Below are 23,979 nucleotides of genomic sequence, written 5' to 3'. Positions count from 1 at the left end.
TGGCTTTCCGAAGGGTCCTTCTGTGTCGAATGCTACGCTGCCTCCTGCCGGCGCGTCCCTGCCGGGGGCGACGCTGCGCTACGTGATCGAAACCCTTTCGACGCGGATCGCCACGCAGGAATACGCCACCGAGGAACGGCTGCCCTCCGAGCGGCAGCTGGCGCAGGAGCTGGGCGTCGCCCGCAACACCGTGCGCGAGGCGCTCGACCAGCTCGAGGCGCGCGGCATGATCCGCCGCCGCGCGGGCTCGGGCTCCTTCGTCACCTATGATCCCGAAGGCGGGTCCGAGGCGCTGTCGCCGGTGGCCGCCGATACCGGACCGCTGCATCTGCAGGTGATGCGTGGCATTCTCGAACCGGAAATGGTGCGGCTGGCCATCGTCAACATGGCGCCGCGGCAGATCGAGGCGCTGTCCAAGGTGCTCTCGAAGATGGAGGCCGTGCAGGCCGACGCCACCGCCTTTGTCCGGCTGGAGGAGGAATTCCACCGGCTGATCGCCGAGGGCACCGGAAATCCGCTGCTGATCGCCTGCTACAACCTGGTGCTCGACGCGCGGCGCCAGTCCTTCCGCGCCGCCATGTACCGCCGCCACCTGACCCCGTCGCGGATCGCGATCTACCAGCGCGGCTATAACGGCCTCTTCAACGCCATCGCCGCCCGCGACATCGAGGAGGCCAGCGAGTTCATGAAGCTCGCCCTCGTCGAGGACCAGCGCCTGCTGCTGCAGGAAGACTGAACCGCCCAATTCCGCGTTTCCGTCCGCGAATCCGTCGCCGCCGCCTTGCGCGCGCGGCGCTTCCGGCTTGTCCGGCCGTTGCCATTCTGCCGCCTGCAGAGGCAGGCCGCCGCCATCGCGGCCCATTATTTGGACTCGCTTCTCCGCCGGAGCCGAAGAAACAGGCATTTTCCCCGGCAAAAAATTCTTGGGAAGAAAAAAGTTTGACCAACGGTGATCCAGCCCCCTCAACTCCGCTTGAGTGAGCCAATACGAATAATTGGTCCAAACCAAAAACCGGCGCGCTCCAGACTGCATTCGAGTCACGAACAGGACGAGGAGAACGACTTGGAACCGGATCTTGCATCCCTTGCCGCCGCCGTGGCGGAACTGAAGGAGAGCGCCGCCGCGACGAACGGCACGTTCTCGGAGACCTTCTACTACCTGACGATCCCGCTCATGGTGCTGATCCATGCCGGGTTCCTGGCCTACGAGATGGGGGCCTCGCGGTCGAAGAACGCGCTGGCCTCGGGCATCAAGAACATCCTCGCCTTCGCGATGATCGTGCCCTTCTTCTATTTCGTCGGCTGGTGGATCTACTGGGCCTTCCCCACGGGATTCTCGCTCTCGGCCGGACCGGTGGGCACCTCGGGGCTGGCCTATGCCAACGAGGTCGCGCTGCCCTGGAGCCCCTATATGGGCCCCAATCTGGACGACCGCGCCTCGGGCGTGTTCTGGGGCGCCTTCGTGCTTTTCGCCGCCACCACCGCCTCGATCCTCTCGGGCGGGGTGATCGAGCGGATCAAGCTGACGGGCTTCGTCGTCCTGGCCATCGTGCTGGGCGCCTTCGTGTGGATCCTGGCGGCCGCCTGGGGCTGGCATGCCGACGGCTGGCTGGTCACCGAATTCGGCTATCATGACTTCGGCGCGGCCGGCGTGGTGCACATGATCGCGGGCTTCTTCACGCTGGGGGTGCTGATCAATCTCGGGCCGAGGATCGGCAAGTTCAACGCCGACGGCTCCGCCAACCACATCGCCGGGCACTCGATGCCGATGACGCTGATCGGGCTGATGCTGATTATCGCGGGCTTCTGGGGTTTCCTGATGGGCTGCGTGATCGTCCCGGGCGAAGCCTGGTCCTGGGGCAACGCGATCGAGGCGACGATCTACGGCACGCCGATGACCATCTCGGGGATGACCTTCAACACCCTGATGGGCTTCGCCGGCGGCATCATCGGCGCCTGGATGGTGACCCGCGATCCGTTCTGGATGATGTCGGGCGCGCTCGGCGGGATCATCTCCTGCGCGGCGGGGCTCGACCTGTGGTACCCGCCGATGGCCTTCGTGATCGGCTTCCTCGGCGCCTGCGCCATGCCCTTCGTCGCCTCCTTCATCGAGCGGCGCGGCATCGACGACGCGGTCGGCGCCTTCGCGGTGCACGGCTTCCTCGGCCTCTGGGGCCTGATCTCGGTCGGCATCGCCGCGCAGGGCTATCCCGCGCTCTTCGGCGAGGACGTGATCGAGACCTCCTTTCTCGGCCAGCTGGTCGGCGCCGTGGTCATGGGGCTGCTGGGCTTCGTGCCGGGCTATGCGGTCTCCTTCGTGCTGAAGGCCACCGGCCAGCTGCGCGTCCCCGAGGAGGCCGAGATCATCGGGCTCGACGCGGTGAAGGTCCCGGCCTCCGCCTATCCCGAAGGCCTCTACCCCTCGGCCAGCCCGGCCGAGTGATCCCCCGGACAGCGAAAGGATACTGCAATGGAAGCTCCCTTTGACGCCACCAGCTGGGACGGCATCACCGGCGCGATCTATGCCGGCTACGGCTCGGTCGAGGGCCTCTGGCTCGCCGCCTGCCTGGTCCTCGTGGTGATCGCCATCTTCTTCGGCTGGAAGCACGAGGAACACGCCTACAAGGCCACCAAGAAGCGCTGAATGCGCGCCCGGCGGCCGGCGCGCCCGGCCGCCGCTTTCCCCACACGTGACACCGATGACGACCAAAGACGGAGGAACACCGCGATGACTGTTTCCTGGAGATTCTCGGCCCTGGCCGACCGCCACCGCGCGCTCGGCTCGCAGCTCGAGGACTGGAGCGGGATGGGCACCGCCTGGAGCTACGACAAGGACCAGACGGAGGAGTACCTGGCGATCCGCACCAAGGCGGGCGTGATGGATGTCTCGGGGCTGAAGAAGGTCCATGTCATGGGCCCGCACGCGCAATACGTGCTGGACAAGGCCACGACCCGCAGTATCGAGAAGCTCAAGCCCGGCCGCTCGACCTATGCGACGATGCTCAACGACCAGGGCAAGCTGGTCGACGACTGCGTGATCTACCGGATGGGGCCGCACAGCTTCATGGTGGTGCACGGCTCCGGCGCGGGGCACGAGCAGCTTTCGATGTATGCCGCCAACCGCAATGTCGCGCTGATCTTCGACGACGACCTGCACGACCTGTCGCTGCAGGGACCGCTGGCGGTCGACTTCCTGGAGAAGCACGTGCCGGGCATCCGCGACGTGGTCTATTTCAGCCATGTCCAAACCACGCTCTTCGGCAAGCCGGTGATGATCTCGCGCACCGGATATACCGGCGAGCGCGGCTACGAGATCTTCTGCCGCCGCCAGGACGCGGTCGAGATCTGGGACGGGATCGTCTCGGGCGGCGCGGAGATGGGCATCATCCCGACCCGCTTCACCACGCTCGACTGGCTGCGCGCCGAGAGCTACCTGCTGTTCTTCCCCTATGACAATTCCGAGATGTACCCCTTCGCCGACGAGGCGCCGGGCGACACGCTGTGGGAGCTGGGGCTCGATTTCACCGTCTCCAAGGGCAAGACCGGCTTCCGCGGCGCGGAAGAGCACTACCGGCTGCAGGGAAGGGAGCGGTTCAAGATCTACGGGCTGAAGCTCGAGGGCACCCGGCCCGCCCCCGAGGGCGCGGCGGTGCTGAAGGACGGCGCGAAGGTCGGCGTGGTCACGGTCGGGATGTATTCCGGGCTGAACGGCCACAATGTCGCCATCGCCCGGATGCCGGTCGACTGCGCAGTCGAGGGCACGCCGATGGCCGTGGATCTGGGCGGCAGCGAAGCCGCCGCCATCGCCTGTCCGATGCCGTTCTACGACCCCGACAAGACGCGCCGCACCGTCAAGGGCTGATGCCGCGCGAACCGGGGGCGGGCCTGCCGCGCCCCCGGCACCAACAGGAAGGCCAAGGGTAGAGGCAATGCCGCAGACAGAGTTCACCCCCTCGATCGACAGCCGCCCGACCTATGCGGCGCTGGTGCCGCAGGGCTCGGCGCCCGCGCTGATGGTCGCCGATGCCGCCGGCGCGGCCGCGCTCGCCGATCTGGCATCCGCCGATGCCGCCGTGATGGACCGCGCCCATGTGCTGCTGGTCGGCGCGCCCGCGGCGGCGGCCGACCGGATCGCCGCGCTCGGGCCGGTCTCGGTCCATCCCGCCCCCGATGCCGAGGCCGCGCTGCCGCTTCTGGCGCAGCTCCTGTCGACGGCGCGGATGGGCACCCAGCTCTATCTCGCCGGCGGCGAGGGGCTGATCGGCCAGGTCGCCGCGCAGGCGCTTGCCGCCGGGATGGCGGCCGGGGCGATCCAGGCCGAGCATCGCGGCCCGGTCGCGCGGCGCATGCAATGCGTCCATTGCAAGGGCTTCACCGAGGAGGTCGAGACCGACCCCTTCACCTGCGCGCATTGCGGCCTGACGCTTTTCGTGCGGGACCATTTCTCGCGCAGGCTCGGCGCCTTCCAGGGCGTCTGCGTCGATGCCGAGGCACCGGGAGAGATCCCGGAAACCCGGGAGATCCGGCCATGACCCGTCCGCTGCTGAAAGTTGCCGCGATCGAGACGCTCTCGCCGCTGGTCAAGCGCTTCCGCTTCGAGGATCCCGAGGGCGCGCCGCTGCCGGTCTTCTCCGGCGGGGCGCATGTCACCGTCGAGATGGCCGATGGCGACGTGCTGCGGCGCAATTCCTATTCGCTGATCTCCGATCCGAATGACGGCTCGGGCTACGAGATCGCCGTGCGGCGCGAGGACCGGGGCAGGGGCGGCTCGCGCTACCTGCACGAGGCGGTGGCCGAGGGCGACCTGCTGGCCGTCTCGCCGCCCGCCAACCTCTTCGCGCTCGACCTGCGGGCGCGGCGCCATGTGCTGATCGCCGGCGGGATCGGCATCACCCCCTTCCTGTCGCAGCTCCGCCAGCTCGACCGCGCGGGCCAGCCCTGGGAGCTGCACTATGCCGTGCGCTCGCGCGCCGAGGCGGCCGGGCTCGCGCTCCTGCCCGAAAGCGCGCATGTCCATCTGCATGTCTCCGAGGAGGGCTCGCGGATGGATATCGGCGCCATTCTCGACGGACAGCCGCTCGGCACCCATGTCTATGCCTGCGGCCCCGAAGGGCTGATCGCCGCCGTTGCGGACCAGGCCGCGCGGCTGGGCTGGCCCGCCGCCGCCGTCCATTCCGAGGCCTTCGCCGCCCCGCCGCCGGGCGAGGCCTTCGAGGTGGTGCTGGCAGCCTCGGGGCGCAGCGTCGCGGTCGGGCCGCGGCAGAGCCTGCTGGAAGCGCTGGAAGCGGCCGGGGCGGAGATCGACTCCTCCTGCCGGGGCGGCGCCTGCGGCCGCTGCGAGACCGCGGTGACCGCCTGCGAGGGCCGCATCCTGCATCACGACCACTGGCTGAGCGAGGCGGAGCGCGCCGCGCAGACGCGGATCATGCCCTGCATGTCGCGCTTCAAGGGCGCGCGGCTGGAACTGGATCTCTGAGGAGGCGACCGATGACCCTGCAATTCAACGACGAGACCTTCCGCGGCGACTACACCTATTCGAACTCGTCCGCCGCGGTCCGCCGCTTCCCCTTTCCCTTCGACCGCGACAGCTACATGTACTCGGTCAATATCGAGCCGCATCCCGGCGGCCCCGAAGGCTCGCCCTTCGAGCATGCCTTCGACGTCGACGAGCACTATGTCGCCGAGATGCGCGACCGGGCGATCACGCTGGCCGGGGATCCGCTGCGCTGCCAGTCGCTGCCGCATATGGAGCTGGCGGGCTGGGATCTGCTGGAGCTGATCATGGTGTCGAAGGCGCGGGACTATCCGGCGCTGTTCTCGCTCGCCCGCGACGGCGACCGCTGGCACTGGACCAACCGCCCGCTGGGGATCGAGCAGCGCTTCACCTTCCTCGACGCCTCGACGCTGCCCTGCGGGCCGATGGAATACATCACCCGCCAGGCGCAGGGCGATTTCGCGCTGCTCGACGCGCGCGAGGGCAACCTGTGGATGGATGCGGGCATGATCACCTCGCAGGCCGACTGGTCGCTCGATTTCGATGTCGGGATGAATTTCTTCGAATGGCACGCCCCGGTGCCGAAGGCGCGCGGCATGGGCGTCTTCGACAAGGCGCTGAAATTCCTCAACGCGGTGACGCAGGAACAGTCCTACCGCCGCCTCAACTGGACGATGACGGTCAATCCGCGGCTCGACACCAGTCCCGAAAACTACCACAAATGGGGGCCGGAGAAGCGCACGGTCACCCCCGACAATGTCGGGACGAAGCAGTTCCTGCGCGTCGAATTGCAGAGCTTCTGGCGGCTGCCGCGCTCCAACGCGCTGGCCTTCCCGATCCGCTGCTACCTGGCCAGCCTCGCGGATCTCTGCACCCAGCCGAAATGGGGCCGCCGCCTGCACCGGGTGCTGCGCGATCTCGATCCCGACCTGGCCGAGTACAAGGGCTTCGCCCTCAACCGCGCCATGATCGTCGACTACCTGGCGCGGCATGACGACGGCGCGCCGACCTCGCCCGGCATCTTCCCGGACCGATGAGCGGCGCGCTGCCCTGGGTCCTGCTCGGGCTGGCCGGCTGCCTGGAGGTCGTCTGGGCGCTGGCGATGAAATCCTCCGAGGGCTTCACCCGCCTCTGGCCCTCGGTCGTCACGGTGGCGGCGATCCTCGGCTCGCTGGGGCTGCTGGCGCTGGCCATGCGCAGCCTGCCGCTGGGCACGGCCTACATGATCTGGGCCGGGATCGGCACGCTCGGCGCCTTCGCGGCGGGCGTGCTGCTTTTCGGCGAGCCGGCCAGCTGGCCGCGGCTCCTGTCGGGGGCGATGATCCTCGGCGGCATCGCCCTGATGAAGGCCGCCTCCTAGCGGCGCTGGCCGGTTCAGTGCGCCAGGAGCTTCTTCAGCGCGGCATAGTCCTCGGCCGTGATCTCGCCGCGGGCGAGGCGCAGGTCCAGCTCGGCCTGGGCTTCCGCGCCCGTCGGCGCCTTCGGCGTCGCGCCGCTGCGGCGCGCCATCCAGATGGCGCCCGCGACCGCGAGGCCGAGAAGGACGAGCCAGATCACCGGGCCGAGCATCATGCCGAACCCGGATCCGAAGCCCCAGCCGGTCATGTGGCCGACCCCCTGCGCCAGCGCAGGGGCGGGCAGGGCGGCGGGGAACAGGAAGGCAAGGCGTTTCATGGCAGCCTCCTTTCATCTTCTGTGTGCCGCCATTCTGGCCCTGCCGCCGCCCGCGCGCCATGATCTGGCGCAAGCCGGAGCGGTCCGGCGGCGGGAACGGACCCGCCGCCGGGCGCCGGGTCAGGCCGTCGCGTGGACCGCGAGCTCGGTCATCATGCCGGTCGCCAGATGCCCCATCTGGTGGCAGTGAAGCATCCAGCGCGCCGACTCGCCGGCATCGAAGGCGACCGCGACCGTGCCCATGGCGGGGACGAGCACCGTGTCGCGCATCGCCCCGGCGACGCTCTGGCCGTTGATCGCGGCCACCTGGAAGGCGTGGCCGTGCAGATGCATCGGATGGGCCATCATCGACATGTTGCGGAACTCCATCTCGACGCGGGCGCCATGGCGCACGGCAATGGGCTCGTGCGTGTCCCAGCCGGCGCCGTTGATCGTCCAGGCATAGGGATCCATCGACCCGCCGAGCGTCACCACGCGGCGCTCGTCCACCGGGCGGGGCGCCAGCGGCACGGCGGCACGCAGCGCCAGTTCCAGCCGCATGTCGCCGGCCACGGGCGGGGTCTGCTCCGCGGCGAGGGAGCGCAGGCGCGGCACGTCGCTGCCCGCCGGGGCGAGGATGATCCCGGTCTGCTCGCGCGCGCCTTCGCGCAGGGCGAGGACCGGGCGGGCCAGCCCGTCGCCGGGCAGCTCGAGATCGATCTCCAGCCGCTGCGCGGGCGAGATCGGGAACCGGCTGCCGGCAACCGGCAGGACCGGGTCGCCATCCACAGCGGCCAGCGTCCCCTGCAGCGCCCCGGTATCGATCCAGTAGGAGGTCATCGACGAGGCATTGACGATCCTCAGCCGCACCCGGCCCGCGCGCTCCACCGCCACGACCTCGGGATCGTCGAGCGTCCGGTCATTGGCCAGATAGGCGTCGAAATCGACATCGTTGAGATCCATCGCCATGCCGGACATGCCGGACATGCCCGGCATCGTCCCGGCCTGCGGCATCTCCATCCCGGCCATGCCGTGATCCATCCCTGCCATGCCGCCCTGCGGCGCCGCCATGGAGCCGTCGGCCGAGGAATGGGACATGCCGTGATCCCCGCCGCCGCCGGTCAGCCCCGCGAGCAGCTCTTCGGGCGACTTGAAGCTGAAATCATGCAGGAAGAGCACCACCTCCTGCCGGTCCGCGGCCGCATCCGCGGCGCTGCGCACGATCAGCGGCGCGGCCAGCATCGCGATCTCCTGCGCGGGGATGTGGCTATGCATCCAGAACGTGCCCGGGCGCGGCGCGAAATCGTAGCTGCGCCGCTCGCCGGGCGCCAGCATCGGATTGGTATTGGGCGCGCCGTCCTGGGCATTGGGCGGGATCTGCCCGTGCCAGTGGATGATGGTCTCCGTGTCCAGCGCATTGGCCAGCTCGACGCGGAACCGCTGGCCGGGATCGAGCACCAGCCCCTGGCCGCCCGTGTTGCTGGCGAGGCCGAGGACGGTGGCGGCGCGGCCCTTGACCTCGATCGTGCGGGTCGTGGCGGCCAGCGTCATCGGCTCCGGCGCGGCGCGCAGCCGGGCGGGCAGCAGGAGGGCAGCGGACATGGCGGAAGAGGCGGCAAGAAAGCCGCGGCGGGTATATCGGGTCATGATGATCTCCGGAAAAAGGGGGAAGGAGCTGCGGGCGCGCTGTCCCGTGGAGATCAGAGGCGGGGAGGGGGCGCGGCGGGGGCGATGCTGCGCGAGGCGGCGGTCACCGCGGCCGGGCGCGGATCGAAGCGCGAGACGCGGCGCTCGGGCAGCGCGGGGGCCGGAAGTGCCGCCCGGTCGGCCGGGAAGCAATGCGCCATGCACAGGGTGGCATGCTGCATCGCGCCGTGATGGCCATGCCCTGCCGGGGCGGCCGCCGGGGCGGCGGGATCGCAGCAGGGCGCCGCCATGGCCATGGCCTGCGCCGGCCCCGAGGGGGGCAGCGCGGTCCACAGGACCAGTGCCGAGAGCATCAGCAGGCGGAGGACAAACCGGATCATGCCGTGTTCATACGCCTTTGTCCGGCAGCGGGGAATCACGTTCCCGGCATCGGCCCTGCGGCACAGCTGCGCCTCCGGTTGGCGCCGCGCATCGCCGGTGACGCAGGAGCGGCCCGTTGCGGCCGCGCTCCGGCGACGGCAGGCCCGCCGCTGCGATGCCCCGGCCCGATCCCCGCCACCCTGGGCGGGCCTCCGGCAGCGCGCCGGTCACGGCGCGCCGCCGCGTGCCCGGTGCCTTGGCATCCGCCCACCGTCCCGGTGCGCCCCAGCGGGCAGGGGCGCACCGGGACGGCGGCGGGGCGCGCCGGGGGAAGGCCGTCAGGGCTGCCCCGGGGACGGCGGGCGGGAATTGGCGCGCCCGCCGGCCGGGCACCGGCTTGCGCGCGCGGATCGCCTGCGAGGCCATGCCGGCGATCCGCGGCAGGCGTCCCCGACCTGCCGGACGTGCCCGGCGGGTCGCGGATCAGAGGATTGCCGCTGGCGTCGGCATGCGGCGCATCCGCTCTGCGCATGTGGGATGGAGCGTGCCGCGGCCCCTCCGCGATCCCGCAGCGGCCGCGCTTCGGCATGGCGGTCGCCAGGCTGGGGCGCCGACCCGCCCGCTTTCCGGGATGGAGGGGGACGGGTCGCGCGAGGCGCCGGCCGGGCCGCGCGGCGGCGGCGGGAGGTCAGGCCGTCGCCAGGGCAAGCCGGGCGGCGAGAAGGACGAAGGCCGCCGCGAAGCCGCGGCGCAGCCAGGCCATTATTGCCGGGCGCGCGGCGACATGGCGCCGGACCTGCGCGGCGAGGGCGCCGTAGCCTGCGAAGACGGCGAAGGTCATCGCCATGAAGACCGCGCTCAGCCCGAGCATCCGCGCCAGCGGCGCGGGCGCCCCGTCGGGGACGAATTGCGGAAGGAAGGCGAGGAAGAAGATCGCGAGCTTCGGGTTCAGGATATTGAGCGCGAACCCCGCCAGCGCCACGCGCGGCAGCCTGCGGCGGGTGCCTGCGGAGGCGATCTGCAGCGCGCCGGTCTCGCGCAGGACCGCCCGGGCCATCCAGAGCAGGTAGAGGGCGCCGAGGATCCGGAAGAGCCCGAAGGCCGGCGCGCTGGCCTGCAGCAGGGCGGCGAGGCCGAGAATGGCGGCCAGCATCGCGGGCAGGATCCCCAGCGTGCAGCCCGCGGCCGCCGCGAGGCTGGCCCGCGCGCCCTGGGAGAGCCCGATGGCCAGGGTGTAGAGAACGCCGGTGCCGGGCGCGAGCACGACGATCAGCGAGGTGAGGAGGAACGCGGGGCCCATCTCTCACGCCGCCTCCGGCGGTGCGGAGACGGCCGGCGGCCGCGGCGGGGCGGCGCGGCGCCCGGGATCGGCAGGGGGCGCCGGAAATGGCGGGAAGCAGGAAAAGCGCATCGGATCCTCGTCGCTGGCTCGGGATGCCCGCGCCCTAGCGCAGCCCGGGCGCCTCCGGCTTGAAGGATATTGCCTTTCAGCGGCCCGCGGCGTTGCGGAAGCGTCCCGGCGGCAGGCCGAACTGGCGCACGAAGGCCCGGGTGAGGTGGCTCTGGTCGGCGAACCCCGCCGCCAGCGCCGCCTCGGCAATCGGCAGGCCCGCGGCGATCCCGGCCCGCGCCCGCTTGACCCGGTGCTGGGTGAGATAGGCATGCGGCGTGGCCCCGATCTCGCGGGAGAAGCGGCGCAGGAAGGCATAGCGGCTCATCCCGGCCTCCGCCGCGAAATCCGACAGCGAGAGCGGCGCGCCCCAGTCCTGCGCGATCAGGTCGAGCACGCGCGCCACCGGCCGGGACGGCCCGCCGCCCGTGGGCGGCCCGGCCTCCAGCGGCGCCTCGCCGGCAAGGGCGCGGATCGCGGCCAGCAGCGCCTCTTCGATCCGGCCGGGATCGGGCCGCTCTGCCGCCACCGCCGCGAAGGCCCCGGCCACCACACGCCGCGTCGCGGGCTGCGAGAGCACCGGGTCGCTCCATTCCGCCGCCTCCGCCCGCAGGTCGCCGTAGCGGGCCAGCGCCCCGGGCGCCAGGAACAGCATCCGCCAGTGGCGCGGCGCGCCGGGCCGTCCCCGGCCGTCATGGATCTCGGCGGGGTTCACGGTGATGACGTCGCCCGGCCCGGCCTCGACCAGCCCGCGTCCGCTCCAGCTGTCCTGCCCGCCCGCGACGAGATAGCCGAAGCCGAACTCGTCATGGCTGTGGCGCGGAAAGCTCCTGTCCGAGCGGATCGCCAGCGCTTCGATGCCGTCGGGGCCGATCCGGTGATGCAAAGTGGCGTGCATGGGCGCATGCTTACCTGTTCGCGGGCGGTTGAAAAGCCTCCGCGTCGCGCGGGCGGAGCGTCCCCTGCGGCAGAGGGCCCTCCCGGCAAGACGGCAGTCCCCGGAGGACGCCAGGAGAACGGCGCCGCAGGCGGGGACGGGCGCGTCCCATGCCGGTCGGTCCTCCTGGCCGCCGATTTGCCGTGAAGCCCCGCCTGCCGGTTTCGACGGGCGGCGTACCGGTCCCGTTCTGCTGCGCGCCTCGGCTTCTGCGCCGCGCTTGGCGACGGCGTCGAGGCGGTTCCGGCGCCGGTCCGCGGTGGCTGTCCTTTCCGGTCCGGCGGACGTCGCGGGGCCCAGCCTGGCCTGCCGTTGCGATCTGCGCCAGTCCGGAGGGCATGACCTGCCTCTCGGCCGCGCGGGCTCCCTGGTCGGCGGCAGATTCGAGCGGCGGCCGGGCGCGACATTCCCTGAACGGTTGGCAGGCCCTGCCCGGACGAGGGCCCGGAATTGCCCCGCGCCGGCGGCAATGCCGTCCCGGCCCGAGCGGGTCATCATGTTCCGGGCGGCCCTCGCAGGGCCCCTGGGCCGCGACGGGGCCGGATCGCGGTCGGTGGCTGCAGCCGCTTCCGCCCTCGGGCGGGCTTGCACCCCCGGGGCGGGTCTTCAGGCCGTGTTTCCCCGGCGGGACGCGGCCGGACCGGGCTGGTCACACCGCACATGCGGCAGGCCGTCGTGGGGCGGCGGGCTGACCCGACATTGCCGGAGAAAGTGTGCATGCATTTTCGGGGCCCATGCGGAGGAAAGACGCGGGCGCACCGCCAAATCTGCGTAATCCGGGGGCATTCCTGCCGGATCTCGCGTCGGAACTGGCCGTTTATCCTGCCGAACCGGGCGGATTCCTTCAAAACCTCCGGGAATTGATCCGGGTCGATCCGGCATGCATACAATAAGCTTCAATCCCGGCGAGACCTGGGCTAGGAGAAGCCATGACCGACTGGATCCCCGCACTTGCCGGCGATGGCAAGCCCCGCTACCTGGCGATTGCCGACGCCATTGCCGCCGACATCCTTGCCGGAACGCTTGCCCCCGGCGACCGGCTGCCGCCGCAGCGGCGGCTGGCTGCGGCGCTGGGGATCGACTTCACCACCGTCAGCCGCGCCTATGCCGAGGCGCAGCGCCGCGGCCTGATCGACAGCCATGTCGGCCGCGGCACCTTTGTCTCGGCCCCGGCCGCAGCGGCGGCGCAGCCCGACGAGAGCCGCGCGGCCGAGGCCGATCTGAGCATGAACATGCCGCCCGAACCCGCCGATCCCGAGCTGCTGGGGCGGATGCGCGCCGGGCTCGATCATGTCGCCGCCAATCTTGTGCCGCTCCTGCGCTACCAGTCGCCGATCGGCGCCGAGAAGGACCGCGCCGCGGCCTCGAGCTGGCTGAGCCTGCGGGGCATGGTCCCGCGGCTGGAGCGCATCGCCGTCACCCCGGGGGCGCATGCCACGATCACGGCGATCCTGACCCTGCTGGCGCGGCCTGGCGACCGGATGCTCTGCGAGCGGATCACCTATCCGGGGCTGCGCAACATCGCCGGACGGCTGGGGGTGGAGCTGGTGGGCGTCGAGATGGATGCCGATGGCGTCCTGCCCGATGCGCTCGACCGGGCGATCCGCGCGCATGGTCCGCGCGCGCTCTATCTCAACCCGACGCTGCAGAACCCCACGACCGTCACCATCCCGGTGGAGCGGCGCCTCGAGCTGTCGGAGGTGGTCAACCGCCACGGGCTGCCGCTGATCGAGGACGACGCCTACGGCTTCATCCCGCCCAAGGCGCCCGCGCCGCTGGCGGTCAGCGCGCCGGAGCTGACCTGGCATATCGGCGGGCTGGCGAAATGCATCGGCGCCGGGCTGCGCCTGGCCTACACGGTCGCGCCATCGGGCCGCGAGGCGCATGCCCTGGCGCAGGCACTGCGCGCCACCAGCGTCATGCCCTCGCCGCTGAACACCGCGCTGGCGACGCAATGGATCGAGGACGGCACGGCCGACAGCATCCGCCGCTTCATCCGCGCCGAAAGCGCGGCCCGCCAGCAGATCGCGGCCGAGATGCTCGACGGGCACCGCTACTGCGCGGCGGACAACGCCTTCAACATCTGGCTGAGCCTGCCCGAGGGGATCGGCCGCGCCGACGTGATCGCGCGCATGGCGGGCCGGCCGCTGGGGCTGATGCCGGCCGACGCCTTCACCGTTTCCGGGCCGGTGGGCGACAAGCTGCGGGTCTGCCTTGGCGGCGCCATCGGCCGCGACGCGCTGCGCGACAGCCTCTTCTTCCTGGCGAATGCCATGGGCCCCAACGCCTTCATGGGCTGACGGGCCGGCCATCCGCGCGGCGGAATTCCCGCGGCGCCGCAACGGGTCCGGTCCCGGACAGGCTGCGCCGGGACGGTCCCGGCGGGCGGCCTCCGGCGTTGACATGGCGCTCTCCGGCATTATGAATTCATTCTCATTTCGGAGGGGTTGGCCTTGAGGCAGTCGCTACATGCTGAGCTCACGCAGACGGTCCGGCAGAAGATCCTCGACGGCGAGCTGAAACCCGGCGAGAAGATCCGCGAATTGCAGCTCTGCGAGGAACTGGAGGTGTCGCGCACGCCGATGCGCGAGGTGCTCAAGGCGCTCTCGGCGGAGGGGCTGGTCACGCTGCTGCACAATCGCGGGGCCATCGTCTCGATCGTCTCGGCCGAGCAGATCCAGGAGCTCTTCCCGATCATCGCGGTGCTCGAGGAACTGGCCGGGCAGATCGCCGCCGGGACGCTGAGCGACGCGCAGATGGAAGAGCTGGAGGCGCTGCACTGCGAGATCGAGGCCGGGTTCGAGGCGGGCGACGAGGGCCGCTACCGCAATGCCAACAGGACCTTTCACGAGAAGCTCGTCGAATGGACGGGGAACGGCTCGCTGCTAGAGCTCTACAAGCTGGTGCTGACGCGGATGCACATGGGCCGGTTCCTGCTGCAGAAGACCGAGGCCGACTGGGCGACGGCGATGCAGGACCATCGCGACATCATGGAGGCGCTGCGCGCCCGCGACGGCGCGCGGACCGGGCGGATCCTGCGCTTCCACGCGGAGAAGACCGCGCGAAACGCCTCGCTGAACGCCCTGACGCGGGCGGCGGCCCGGGAGGGCGGAGAGGCGGCGCCGGAGCCCAGGTGATCCCGCCGCGCGGCTCCGGCCTCCAGCGCCGGCTCAGCCGTATTGACGGCCCCTGCCGCAGCAGCGCTCCGCGGCCCGGGCAGCGATCGCCGGGCCTTCTCTTGAACGGGCGCAGCCATCGGCACGGTCCACTCCATTCGCGGGAGGGCAGAGTTCCGGGCCCTTCGCAGGGCCGAGCGGAGCTTGCCCGGCGCGCCACCACCCGTAGGGGCAGGGCGGCGGCCGGGCGCCGGGCCTTTCCGGTGTCGGCCCCGGCGTCGAGCGCGGGCACGTCCGTCTTGCCGACCCCGGCCACAGCAATGATCCACGGCCCGGGCAGGGATTGCCGGGCCTTCTCTGCCGCGGGCGCGGCGATCGGCACGGTCCACTCCGACAGTCATACGACTGGCACCGGTCATCGGGCAGTTCGGTTGGAAATCCGGTTCGGATTTCGGTGACTGGGGCTGGCTGGCATTTCGGTATGACCTGACCCCCACTCCGATCGACCTCTTGTGTCCTTCCGTTGATCTGTCGGTCATCCGGAATTCCGGCCAGCGAGGCTTTGCCTTGGAGATGCGCGGTGACCCGAGAAGGGCGTGGCCACCTGGTCCCATGACTGTCCTGTCCCAGCAGCTTCCGGGCGAGCAGCACGTTCAGGTTCTGAAGCAAGGGGCCATCAAATGGCCGGGAATTCGCATGTTGCCGGCGGCGTCGTGCATCATGCACGCCTCTGGCGCGACACCCGCAAGGATCTCCATGGCGCGGCGGTCGTCGATCATTTCGACCGCCTGCTCGGTGTCGATAGCGTCCCGGCCACCAGGCCGGGATACCGCCAGATGCTCGCCTGGATGCGTTCCTTCGGCGATCTCCGGCGCATCGGGATCGAATGCCCGGGCAGCCATGGGGCGGGATTGCTGCGCTTCATGCAGGAGGCCGGCGTCACCGTGCTGGACGTCACCGCACCGGACAAGCTGGACCGGCGGCGGAGGGGCAGGAACGACGACTTCGATGCCGAAAGCGCAGCCCATGCCGCCGATGCGGAACGCCGCACGGTGACGCCGCGGAGCCGCGACGGGATGGCCGAAAGCCTCCGCGTCCTCAGGGTCTGCCGGAGCAAGGCGGAGCAGGCATCCGTCCGGGGGACGGATGTCCCGCCGAGCGGCCATCCAGGCACGGCGCATCGCCTTGCAGATGATCCAGACGACGCTCGTCTGCGCCCCGGACAAGCTGCGGGACCCGCTGCGCAAGATGACCCGGATTCAGCTGATCCGCACCCTTGCGGCCTGGCGCCCGGACCTGTCCGCCTATCGAGAGGTGGACGTGGCGTATCGCATCTCCCCGAGATTCCCCGCCCGGCGGTACCTGGAGCTGCATGACGAGGTCGCCGATCTGGACAGGATGATCGATGCCATCGTGACGGATCTGGCCCCGGAGCTCCTGGAGCGGCCCTGCGTCGGCATGAACAGCGCTGCGCAGCTGCTTCTGGCGGCGGGGGACAACCCGGAGCGGCTGAAATCCGGAGCCAGCTTCGCGGCGCTCTGCGGGGCGAGCCCGGTGCCCGCGCTCGGCGGGGAAACGATTCACCGGATCGTTTCCATCTCCGCCTCGCTCCGGGAAGACGACCCGCCACCGGCTCAACCGCGGCGGGGACCGGGCGGCGAACAGCGCCCTGCACATCATCGCCATCGGGCGCCCGAGAACTGATGCCAGGACACAGGCCCATGTCGCCCGGCGTGTCGCCGAGGGGAACTCGAAGCTCGAGGCATTGCGCAGCCTCAAGCGCTACATCGCCCGCGGAGTCTAAGCCATCCTCCGGAAGGGCAATGCCCGCATCAGCCAGTCCCAGATCGCGCCTTGACTCTTAGAAGGGCATCAGCGGGAAGGCAGTGACCCGGGCCCCTTCGCAGGGCCGAGCGGAGCTTGTCCGGCGCGCCACCACCCGCAGGGATCGGGCGGCGGCCGGGCGCCGGGCCGGTCTCCGTGCCTCGCGGCGTCCGCGTCCGCTAGGCTCGGCGTCACGCTGCCCGCGCGGCCGGAAGGCGCCGCGGCTAGAGGACCGTCACGCCGATCATCGCATCCCGGGTGACGTGCGCCGCCAGCTCCCCTTCGGTCAGCCCCTCCGTCCCCGCGGGGCGCAGAGGCAGCACCAGATAGCGGCAATCCGCGGTGGAATCGACCACCGCGACGCGCTGGCCCTCGGGCAGGACGGTGCCGAATTCGCGCAGCACGGCGCGCGGCTCGGTGACGACGCGGGAGCGGTAGCTGCGCGACTTGTACCAGACCGGCGGCGGGCCCATGATCGCCCGCGGATAGCAGGAGCAGAGCGTGCAGACGATGACGTTGTGCAGCTCGGGCGTGTTCTCGACCAGCACGAAATGCGGATAGGAGGGCATCGCGATCCCCAGCTCCGCGGCGGCGGCGGCCAGGTTCTTCCTGGCGCGGGCGAGGAAGGCGGGGTCGCTCCAGCAGCGCGCGACGATGCGGGCGCCGTTCTCCGGGGTCCGGGTCTCCATGTCGCTGATCTGGGCCGTCACCTCGGCGCGGGTCAGAATGCCGGCGGATTCGAGATGGTCCATCACCTCGTCGAGCAGCCGCGCGAAGGCCGCGGGCGGCTCGCGGTGGTCGCGCGACGCGGGATGCGGCGCGTGGCCGTGGTCATGGCCGGTGGCGTGATCGTGGGGCATGGGGGTGCCTTTCAAGCGTCTTCGGAAGGAATCGGCCGCAGCCAGTGTTCGTAGACCTCGACCCTGAGCGTGTCGGCCGGGTCGCCGTCATAGCCTGCCCAGAGCTGCGCCATCGGCACCTCGACCTGGAAGACGCGCACCGCCGGAAGGCCGGTGCCGCCATAGGCCAGATCCTCGGGGTTGCGGAACAGGCCGACATCCTGGATCACCGTCCCGCGGTTGCCCTTCAGATAGCTCGGCGTCCGGCAATGGCCGAGGGAGCGCGCCCGCAGGATCTCCACCGCGTCGCCGGGGCGGAAGCGCGGCAGCGGCGCGGAGACCTGTCCGTCGCTCACTTGCCCAGAACCTGCGCGGCGGAGGGCAGGTCGCCCGGCTCGGCCAGGCCCTTCTCCAGGAGGAGCGCGGCGAGCGAGGCCAGCCAGCGTTCGTAGTAGCTCATCTGCAGGTAGCGCGCCTCGCCCAGATCCTCGGTCCTGCGCCGCACTTCGTCCATGGTCACGACCTGCCTCTGGGGATGGGTCAGCAGCGCGTAGAGCGCGTCCACCCGCTTGTCGAACAGGGTCTGCTCCTGCTCCGTCGTGTCGATCGGCCCGGCGGGCAGGCCGCCGAGGTCATGCGGTTTCGCCATCATGTCTCCTCTATCCGGACGGGCCGGGCGCGGCGGCCCGGCGGTTCGATTGCGTGCGGCGCCCGCCAGCCGGCCGCCTGCGGCGACGGGCGGGAGGCAGCCCCCCGGAAAGCCGACCGGGCCGAAGGGGAGGATGCTGCCAGGGACGCCGCAAATCTCCAGCGCATCCTTGGCCGTGCCGGCAGGGAAGGCAAGCGCGCATCCTCGGGACGGCGGTACGGCCGTCGCCAGCGGCATCCGGACCGTTTCGGCATTCACCGCGCAGCGCGATGGCCGGTCCCCGCCTGCCCGGGCACCGGGTGGCCGGAGCCCGGGTGGCGGCGGCGCCGATGGCAAAGGATGGCGAAGCATTCGAAGAGTGGAGTCGCCGCCTCCCGGCGCGCGCGGCACCAGATGCGGCGGACCGGCCGGCCTTCATCGGCCGGGAGGACCGCGCCATCGAAGATTTGTGCAGCCCCCCCTTCCGGCCTATCGAAACGGCCGCTTTCCAGGCGTCCGGAGGCCGCCGGCCTATCGGCCTCCGCGGTCGGAATGGCAGATCGGGCCCGCCCCCTCGTCCGGGACGGGTCTCGGCCGGTTCCGCTCCGGGAACATGCTTGAGGCGGCCAGGACAGGATGACGACCGGCGGCTTGCCCTCGGCCATGTTGCGCCTGATCGGCGCCTGGCCGTGACTCCCCCATTCCCCGTTGGCGTCAGCCCATGGATTCGATCCCGGCCGTTCCAATTGCCGGACAGCAGGTCTTGAATGAGCGGCAGGCGACATCGCCGGAGTGGAGGCTCCCGCTCCCGGCATCGCAATGTGCCGCATTGGGTGCTGTCACGCGCCCCCATGAAGGGAGCCATCCATGAGAGATTGCCACGGTGGGCCTCGATCTCTCGAAGACCGTTTTCCAGGCGCATGGCGCCGATGCCGAAGGCACGGTCGTCCTGCGGTGGCAGCTGCGGCGGAACCAGATGCTCAAGCGGCTCGAGCCCTGCCTGATCGGCATGAAGGCCCGTGCCGGGGCGCATCACTGGGCACGCGAGCCCGGCAAGCTCGGCCAAGGCGTTCGGCTGATGGCGCCGTCCTACGTGAACCCCTGCGTGCGACGCGGGAAAACAGACCAGGCCGATGCTGCGGCGATCTGCGAAGCTGTCGCCCGGCCCTCGATGCGCTTCGTGCCGGTGAGGGAGGAGATACGCAGGCGCTTCTGATGACCCACAAGGCGCGGGAGTTTCCCGTCCGCCAGCTCACCCAGGCCGCCGTCACGCCAAAGTCGTGCTTTCAGCACGACGCAATCCGCGCCCAGGCCCTGATCCTGTCCCCGCCCCCCCCCGACGGCATCACTGTGCCAAGGCGGGATCGCGACAATCCGAATTGGGCGGCGGTCAAGTCGGAGATTGTCACGGTCGGGCTCGATCCGCTGGCCGACAGGCGAAGAATGCGTTCCAGGTCCATGGCGCTGAAGCCAGGGGCGCAACGGTCCTGCGCAGGAAGCTCCGACGGGCCGGGGTGCCGGAGGTCTTCGCCAAGCTTCCGGCCTGCCTGGTGGCGATGGAAGCCTGCGGCGGCGCGCGTTTCCGGGGCTGCGACCTGTCCGGGCTCGGCCACGATGCCAGGCTCATCCCGCCGGCCTGCGTGAAGCCCTTCGGGAAGCGGCAAGAAAATGATGCGGCCGACGCGGAGGCGCTCTGCGAGGGTCCGAAGCCGCTCGCGCAGCGATCCAGCGATCCAGCGATCCGGGGATCGATGGAAGGCGGAAGACGCAGCGGCCCGGCATGCGCTTCGTTCCGGTGAAGAGCGGGGAAACACAGGGGGCGGCGAGCGTCTTCCGGGTCCGGGAACTGCTGATCCGGCAGCGCACCCAGGCGATCAACGCGCAGCGCGGCCACCTGGGCGAGTGCGGCTGGGTTGTGCCGCAGGGGGCTGCGAATGTCCGGCGCTTGGTTGCGGTCGTCGCCGACGAAGACTTGGACCTGCCAGAAGCGGCACGAGCCTCCCTGCAGGTCCTGACTGCACCGCTCGCGCAGCTCGACGGGCAGTTCGAGACCCTGGATGCCGGGATCGACCGGCGCGCCAGGGAAAATAAGGTCGCCCGCCGCCTCATGGGCTCCGCCCGTCGGTGCCTCAAATCCTCCACCGGAGGGATTTGCCGCTGGTACGGACCGTCCCGAACGCCCCGGCATCGGCCCGCTGACTGCCACGGCCATCGCCACGCTTGCGCCGCCGCCTGGAGTTTTCCGCAAGGGCCGGACCGTCGCGGCGGCGTGACGCTTGGCCTCGCGCCAAGGCAGCACTCGACAGGCGGCAAGCAAGAGCCCGGCGCCACGACGACCCTCTCGGGACATTGCGTTCGGCAATGCCCTGCCGGGCAGCGGATGGGCGAGCGCTCTTTGCGGCTGCTGCTGATCATCGGCGCCAGCAGTGTCATCATCAAGCAGCACTGCCACACCGCGGCTCGCGAGGATGCTGGAGAGCAAGCCGCCGATGCTGGTCCGCGCGGCCCTTGCGAACAGCGAGCGGTGACGCGCCACCGGTCCGAGCGCATCGCGAGCGGCGCGCGTTCGCCCGCTCACGCGAACCATGGCGTTCGCGGGCTCGCTCCGGGCGCTGATGGAGAGTGCAGAGACCTGCCGGGCGCCGGCCATGGCGGCGCAAGCCCGGCCATCGGCCGCGAGACGCCGGAGCGCAAGGGGGCTGGGAGCAGCTTGGCGCAACGGTCGCGAGACGGGATCGGCAGACCCGGAGTGCAGCGCTGTGCCTGCGAGCACGCGGCTTCGATCTGGACGTCCGGCATCTCTCTCGGACCGTCGCCCATCGGGCTCGAACCAATGGCGCCACGATGGGCAACCGCTCGATGCCTCGCTCCGCGAACACCATGCGGGCCCGCGGCATTCCATGGCCGCATCATGAGGCCGGATGCATGTCAGCCCCCGACAGCGCACCAAATTGCTCCACCCCCCCCTAGCACAAGGGGCGGTTATACATGTTGCGCAAAGGCTTGGTCAGGGATTCATCCCGTGAATCCAGCGTGGTAGCTGATCTGCATGAGCAGACCTATCCCGCCGGGCTACAAGCCAAAGAACTGGCCGGCCTGCAATGAAGCGCTGAAGCAGCGCGGCTCCCTGCCGATCTGGTTCGATCCGGACATGGTCCGGGTGCCGTCGCCGACCGGCAAGCGAGGCGGACAGCTGCAGCATAGCGACGCCGCGATCCAGACATGCCTGACGATGAAGGTCCTGTTCCGCATGGCGCTCCGGCAGGCCACGGGGTTCGTTGAAAGCCTCCTGCGCCGGATCGACCTCGATTGGGCAGTGCCGGATTTCAGCACCCTGAGCCGGCGCAAGAGTGAGACGGGACCGTGGCGCCAGTGCCGCCGCGAAAGCCCGTCGAACAATGGCCGTGACCATCCCCTACCGCGGCTCCAAGGGGCCGTTGAACCTGCCAATTGACAGCACCGGCATCAAGGCCGGAGGCGAAGGTGAGTGGTGCCCCCGCAAGCACGGGGGCGCGAAACGGCCCGTTCGCGGTGCCGCTCGGACCGGTGGCGCGGCCCGCTCACGGCGCAAGATCCATATAGGCGTCGACGAACAGACGCTGGAGATCCGTGCTATCGAGATCACCAGCAGCCATGTTGGTGACGCGCCCATGCTGCCCGAACTGCTCAGCCAGATCCCGGCAGATGTGGAGATCGGCTCTGTCACTGCCGATGGGGCCTGCGACACGCGCAAATGCCATGGCGCTGTCGCCGGCCGAGGCGCTCATGCCATCATGCCGCCACGCAAGAACGCAAAACCATGGAAGCCTATGACAGCTGGTGCAATCGCCAGGAACGAGGCCGTGCCATCTGGCGAAAATGGAGCGGATACCTCCGCCGGAGCCGCGCCGAGACATGAGCCGGATGAGGAAAAGGTCCGGGGGACCTTTTCCCCGGCGATTGGATACATTGCGCGAAGCTGCTGGCGCAGAGCCTCATGGCACGCGACTTCGATCTTTAGGTTGCAGAACTTCAGATCCGCGCCGCCGTGCTAAACCCTTACACCGCGCTCGGCATCCCCGTCACAGAGCCCATGGGACAAGTGCGTCTGGGAAAGGGGAAGTGCGGGCTTCGCGCGCTTTGCTCAACAAATGCGCATCGCGCCCAAAATTCGTTCCATAAATTGGCAAACCTCCATGCGGCCGGGCCGGGATGCCGGGTTTCCATGGCCAGTTCTGATCGACACTCACTATAGCTAACGAATGTTCGTATGTGCGTTCAGATCAGCCAGCAGGGGAGTCATGCCATGACAGGGACATCGTTCAAGATCGCCATCATCGGCAGCGGGCCGTCGGGCTGCTTTGCCGCGCAGTTCCTGCGCAAGGCCTGGAAGGATGCCGAGATCACCATCTTCGAGGCGCTGCCGGTGCCCTACGGCCTGGTCCGCTACGGGGTCGCGCCCGATCACCAGGGCTCGAAATCGGTGACCGCGCAGTTCGCCCGGCTCTTCGAGCGCGAGGGCGTCCGCTTTGCCGGCAATGTCACCATCGGCGAGGACCTGACCTTCGAGGATCTGGCCGCCGCCTTCGACATCATCGTGCCGGCCACCGGCCTCGGCTGCGACCGAAGGCTTCCCGTCGAGGCGCATCCCGACTGTCCGGTGATCGGCGCCGGCGCGCTGATCCGCGCGCTGAACGGCCATCCCGACATGGCGCTGCCTGCCCATGCCGACGGGCTGCCCAGGCCGCTCGGCGCCCGCGTGGCGGTGGTCGGCAACGGCAACGTGGCCATGGACGTGGTGCGGCTGCTCGCGAAGCCGCTGGACCAGTTCGGGGGCTCCGACATCGATGACACCCGCCTTGCCGCCCTGCGCCGCCGGGGCGTGGCGCGGATCGACGTCTTCGGCCGCTCGCCGATCGGGGCCGCGAAATTCGACCTGTCCATGTTCAAGGAAATCCTCGGCCTCGCCAATGTCCGTGTCAGCCAGAGCGGAACGGCGGCATGCCCTCCCTGCGACGCGCTGGAGGCCCTGTCTGCCGCCGAGGCGCGCAGCGCCAATGGCGCGCTCTCGATCCATTTCCATTTCGGTGCCCAGCCCATCGCCTTGCTGCATGGCCCGCATGGCCCGCTCCTGTCGGTGGAAACCGGTGACGGCATCGCCAGCCACGAGGTGGATAGCGTGATCACCGCCTTGGGCTTCCATGACAGCCGCCCCTCGGGCCATCCCTGCAGCGCCCAGAGCTGGTCCGGCGCGCAGGTCTTCCCGGTCGGCTGGCTGCAGAACGGCGGCAAGGGCACGATCGCGGCCAACCGCAAGAGCGCCAAGGAAACCGCCGGCGAGATCGCCGCCGCGGCGAAGGACCGCCATCTGGTCCCTGCCGCGCCGGGCTTTGCCGCCGTCGCGGACCGGATCGCGGACACGCTCGTGGATTACGAGGGCTGGTGCCGGATCGATGCGCATGAGCGCGCGACCTGCGCGCCGGGCCGCCCGCGGCTGAAGCTGACCGATCGCGCCGAGATGCTGGCCGTCGCCCGTGCCCTTCCGCGGGATGCGGACGGGACGGACCGCCCGCATGCGGCACACTGAACAAGACGCGCAAGACCAGACCCATCAAGGAGACGCCCCCATGACCAAGATCCTTTTCGGCACCGAGAGCGGCAATTCGGAAATGGCCGCCGACGACATCGCGGACTTCCTCAACGACAACGGCGGCGAGGCCGAAGTCGTGGCGATGGAGGACTATGATGTGGCCGATCTGGCCGCCGAGGGCTTTGCCGTGGTCATCACCTCGACCTATGGCGAGGGCGAACTGCCGGAGACGACCCAGCCCTTCTACGACGCGCTGAAGGAAAGCCGCCCGGATCTTTCGGGCCTGCGTTTCGCCGCCTTCGGCCTCGGCGACAGCACCTACGAGACCTATGGCAACGGCATCGACATCGTCGCGGCGCTGCTGGCGGAGCTGGGCGCGGTCCAGGTCGGCGAGACCGGCCGCCACGATGCCGCCAAGACCGTCACCCTGACCGATGCCGCCACCGGCTGGGCCGAGGGGCTGCAACCGACGCTGGCCGCCTGATTCCGCAATTTCCGGTTTCCCGGCCGTCCCCGGCGGGG

The 23,979-nt window shown here is 70.3% G+C and carries 20 protein-coding genes and 4 pseudogenes; 16 read left to right on the top strand and 8 right to left on the bottom strand.

The window, feature by feature from the left end:
* Positions 1-22 precede the first annotated feature (22 nt).
* The 8 genes from FGX59_RS00460 (at position 23) to FGX59_RS00430 (ending at position 6,854) form a co-directional block, all read left to right on the top strand.
* On the top strand, positions 23-736 hold the full coding sequence (locus tag FGX59_RS00460) for a FadR/GntR family transcriptional regulator (protein WP_138464296.1): 714 nt from the start codon (positions 23-25) through the stop codon (positions 734-736).
* 327 nt (positions 737-1,063) lie between these two features.
* The gene (locus tag FGX59_RS00455; RefSeq protein WP_138464295.1) at positions 1,064-2,443 is read left to right on the top strand and encodes an ammonium transporter; all 1,380 of its coding nucleotides are present in this window, start codon (positions 1,064-1,066) and stop codon (positions 2,441-2,443) included.
* A gap of 27 nt (positions 2,444-2,470) precedes the next feature.
* Positions 2,471-2,644, top strand: coding sequence for a hypothetical protein (locus FGX59_RS37380; protein ID WP_171060442.1), 174 nt, complete (start codon positions 2,471-2,473; stop codon positions 2,642-2,644).
* Between the two features lie 84 nt (positions 2,645-2,728).
* Positions 2,729-3,862 carry an aminomethyltransferase family protein gene (locus tag FGX59_RS00450; RefSeq protein WP_138464294.1) on the top strand — a complete coding sequence of 378 codons (1,134 nt, stop codon included), beginning with the start codon at positions 2,729-2,731 and terminating at the stop codon, positions 3,860-3,862.
* A 67-nt stretch (positions 3,863-3,929) separates the two neighbouring features.
* A complete protein-coding gene (locus FGX59_RS00445; protein WP_138464293.1) occupies positions 3,930-4,532 on the top strand; it encodes a dimethylamine monooxygenase subunit DmmA family protein in 603 nt (200 codons plus the stop codon).
* Positions 4,529-5,476 carry a PDR/VanB family oxidoreductase gene (locus FGX59_RS00440; protein WP_138464292.1) on the top strand — a complete coding sequence of 316 codons (948 nt, stop codon included), beginning with the start codon at positions 4,529-4,531 and terminating at the stop codon, positions 5,474-5,476. Before FGX59_RS00445 ends, FGX59_RS00440 begins: the two co-directional genes overlap by 4 nt.
* Positions 5,477-5,487: 11 nt before the next feature.
* The gene (locus FGX59_RS00435) at positions 5,488-6,531 is read left to right on the top strand and encodes a DUF3445 domain-containing protein (protein ID WP_138464291.1); all 1,044 of its coding nucleotides are present in this window, start codon (positions 5,488-5,490) and stop codon (positions 6,529-6,531) included.
* The gene (locus tag FGX59_RS00430; RefSeq protein WP_305036022.1) at positions 6,528-6,854 is read left to right on the top strand and encodes a multidrug efflux SMR transporter; all 327 of its coding nucleotides are present in this window, start codon (positions 6,528-6,530) and stop codon (positions 6,852-6,854) included. Before FGX59_RS00435 ends, FGX59_RS00430 begins: the two co-directional genes overlap by 4 nt.
* Positions 6,855-6,868: 14 nt before the next feature.
* On the opposite strand, the gene FGX59_RS00425 is transcribed toward FGX59_RS00430, so the two are convergent.
* The 5 genes from FGX59_RS00425 to FGX59_RS37375 all read right to left on the bottom strand — a co-directional run bounded on the left by FGX59_RS00425 (position 6,869) and on the right by FGX59_RS37375 (position 11,442).
* Entirely contained in the window at positions 6,869-7,168 is a 300-nt protein-coding gene (locus FGX59_RS00425; protein WP_138464290.1) for an SHOCT domain-containing protein, read from the bottom strand.
* Between the two features lie 120 nt (positions 7,169-7,288).
* Positions 7,289-8,794 carry a multicopper oxidase family protein gene (locus FGX59_RS00420; protein ID WP_138464289.1) on the bottom strand — a complete coding sequence of 502 codons (1,506 nt, stop codon included), beginning with the start codon at positions 8,792-8,794 and terminating at the stop codon, positions 7,289-7,291.
* Between the two features lie 53 nt (positions 8,795-8,847).
* Entirely contained in the window at positions 8,848-9,174 is a 327-nt protein-coding gene (locus tag FGX59_RS00415) for a hypothetical protein (protein WP_206078259.1), read from the bottom strand.
* A 668-nt stretch (positions 9,175-9,842) separates the two neighbouring features.
* On the bottom strand, positions 9,843-10,454 hold the full coding sequence (locus tag FGX59_RS00410; protein ID WP_138464288.1) for a LysE family translocator: 612 nt from the start codon (positions 10,452-10,454) through the stop codon (positions 9,843-9,845).
* Positions 10,455-10,641: 187 nt separating this feature from the next.
* Positions 10,642-11,442, bottom strand: a complete 801-nt coding sequence (locus FGX59_RS37375; protein ID WP_171060441.1) for an AraC family transcriptional regulator — start codon at positions 11,440-11,442, stop codon at positions 10,642-10,644.
* Between the two features lie 968 nt (positions 11,443-12,410).
* Between FGX59_RS37375 and FGX59_RS00400 the strand changes: the two genes are divergently transcribed.
* The 3 genes and pseudogenes from FGX59_RS00400 (at position 12,411) to FGX59_RS00390 (ending at position 16,401) form a co-directional block, all read left to right on the top strand.
* The gene (locus tag FGX59_RS00400) at positions 12,411-13,781 is read left to right on the top strand and encodes a PLP-dependent aminotransferase family protein (RefSeq protein WP_138464286.1); all 1,371 of its coding nucleotides are present in this window, start codon (positions 12,411-12,413) and stop codon (positions 13,779-13,781) included.
* Between the two features lie 153 nt (positions 13,782-13,934).
* A complete protein-coding gene (locus FGX59_RS00395; protein ID WP_138464285.1) occupies positions 13,935-14,618 on the top strand; it encodes a GntR family transcriptional regulator in 684 nt (227 codons plus the stop codon).
* 659 nt (positions 14,619-15,277) lie between these two features.
* Positions 15,278-16,401 (top strand): annotated as a pseudogene (locus tag FGX59_RS00390) (transposase).
* Positions 16,402-16,645: 244 nt separating this feature from the next.
* Here FGX59_RS00390 and FGX59_RS00385 read toward each other — a convergent pair.
* Genes FGX59_RS00385 through FGX59_RS39515 form a run of 3 tightly spaced genes read right to left on the bottom strand, consistent with a single transcriptional unit; the run spans position 16,646 to position 17,909 of the window.
* Positions 16,646-17,281, bottom strand: coding sequence for a nitrile hydratase subunit alpha (locus tag FGX59_RS00385; protein WP_138464284.1), 636 nt, complete (start codon positions 17,279-17,281; stop codon positions 16,646-16,648).
* An 11-nt stretch (positions 17,282-17,292) separates the two neighbouring features.
* Entirely contained in the window at positions 17,293-17,616 is a 324-nt protein-coding gene (locus FGX59_RS39520) for an SH3-like domain-containing protein (RefSeq protein ID WP_171060440.1), read from the bottom strand.
* Positions 17,613-17,909 (bottom strand): SH3-like domain-containing protein, encoded by a 297-nt coding sequence (locus FGX59_RS39515; protein WP_171060439.1) that lies wholly within the window; start codon positions 17,907-17,909, stop codon positions 17,613-17,615. The genes FGX59_RS39520 and FGX59_RS39515 overlap by 4 nt, the downstream gene beginning before the upstream one ends.
* Before the next feature lie 853 nt (positions 17,910-18,762).
* Between FGX59_RS39515 and FGX59_RS00370 the strand changes: the two are divergent.
* The 5 genes and pseudogenes from FGX59_RS00370 to FGX59_RS00355 all read left to right on the top strand — a co-directional run.
* Positions 18,763-19,148: pseudogene (locus tag FGX59_RS00370) on the top strand (transposase); the annotation flags it as partial.
* Positions 19,149-19,238: 90 nt separating this feature from the next.
* A pseudogene (locus FGX59_RS38500) lies at positions 19,239-20,404 on the top strand (IS110 family transposase); the annotation flags it as partial.
* 533 nt (positions 20,405-20,937) lie between these two features.
* Positions 20,938-21,966 (top strand): annotated as a pseudogene (locus tag FGX59_RS00365) (IS5 family transposase); the annotation flags it as partial.
* A 207-nt stretch (positions 21,967-22,173) separates the two neighbouring features.
* Complete coding sequence (locus tag FGX59_RS00360) at positions 22,174-23,454, top strand: FAD-dependent oxidoreductase (RefSeq protein WP_171060438.1); 1,281 nt, start codon at positions 22,174-22,176, stop codon at positions 23,452-23,454.
* Positions 23,455-23,494: 40 nt separating this feature from the next.
* Positions 23,495-23,941 carry a flavodoxin domain-containing protein gene (locus tag FGX59_RS00355; RefSeq protein ID WP_138464280.1) on the top strand — a complete coding sequence of 149 codons (447 nt, stop codon included), beginning with the start codon at positions 23,495-23,497 and terminating at the stop codon, positions 23,939-23,941.
* Positions 23,942-23,979: the final 38 nt, after the last annotated feature.

Source organism: Poseidonocella sp. HB161398 (assembly GCF_005870025.1).
In the GTDB taxonomy this organism is placed as follows: Bacteria; Pseudomonadota; Alphaproteobacteria; order Rhodobacterales; family Rhodobacteraceae; genus Mangrovicoccus.
The sequence above is the reverse complement of the archived record's forward strand: the minus strand, read 5'-3'. Positions and strand labels throughout refer to the sequence as shown.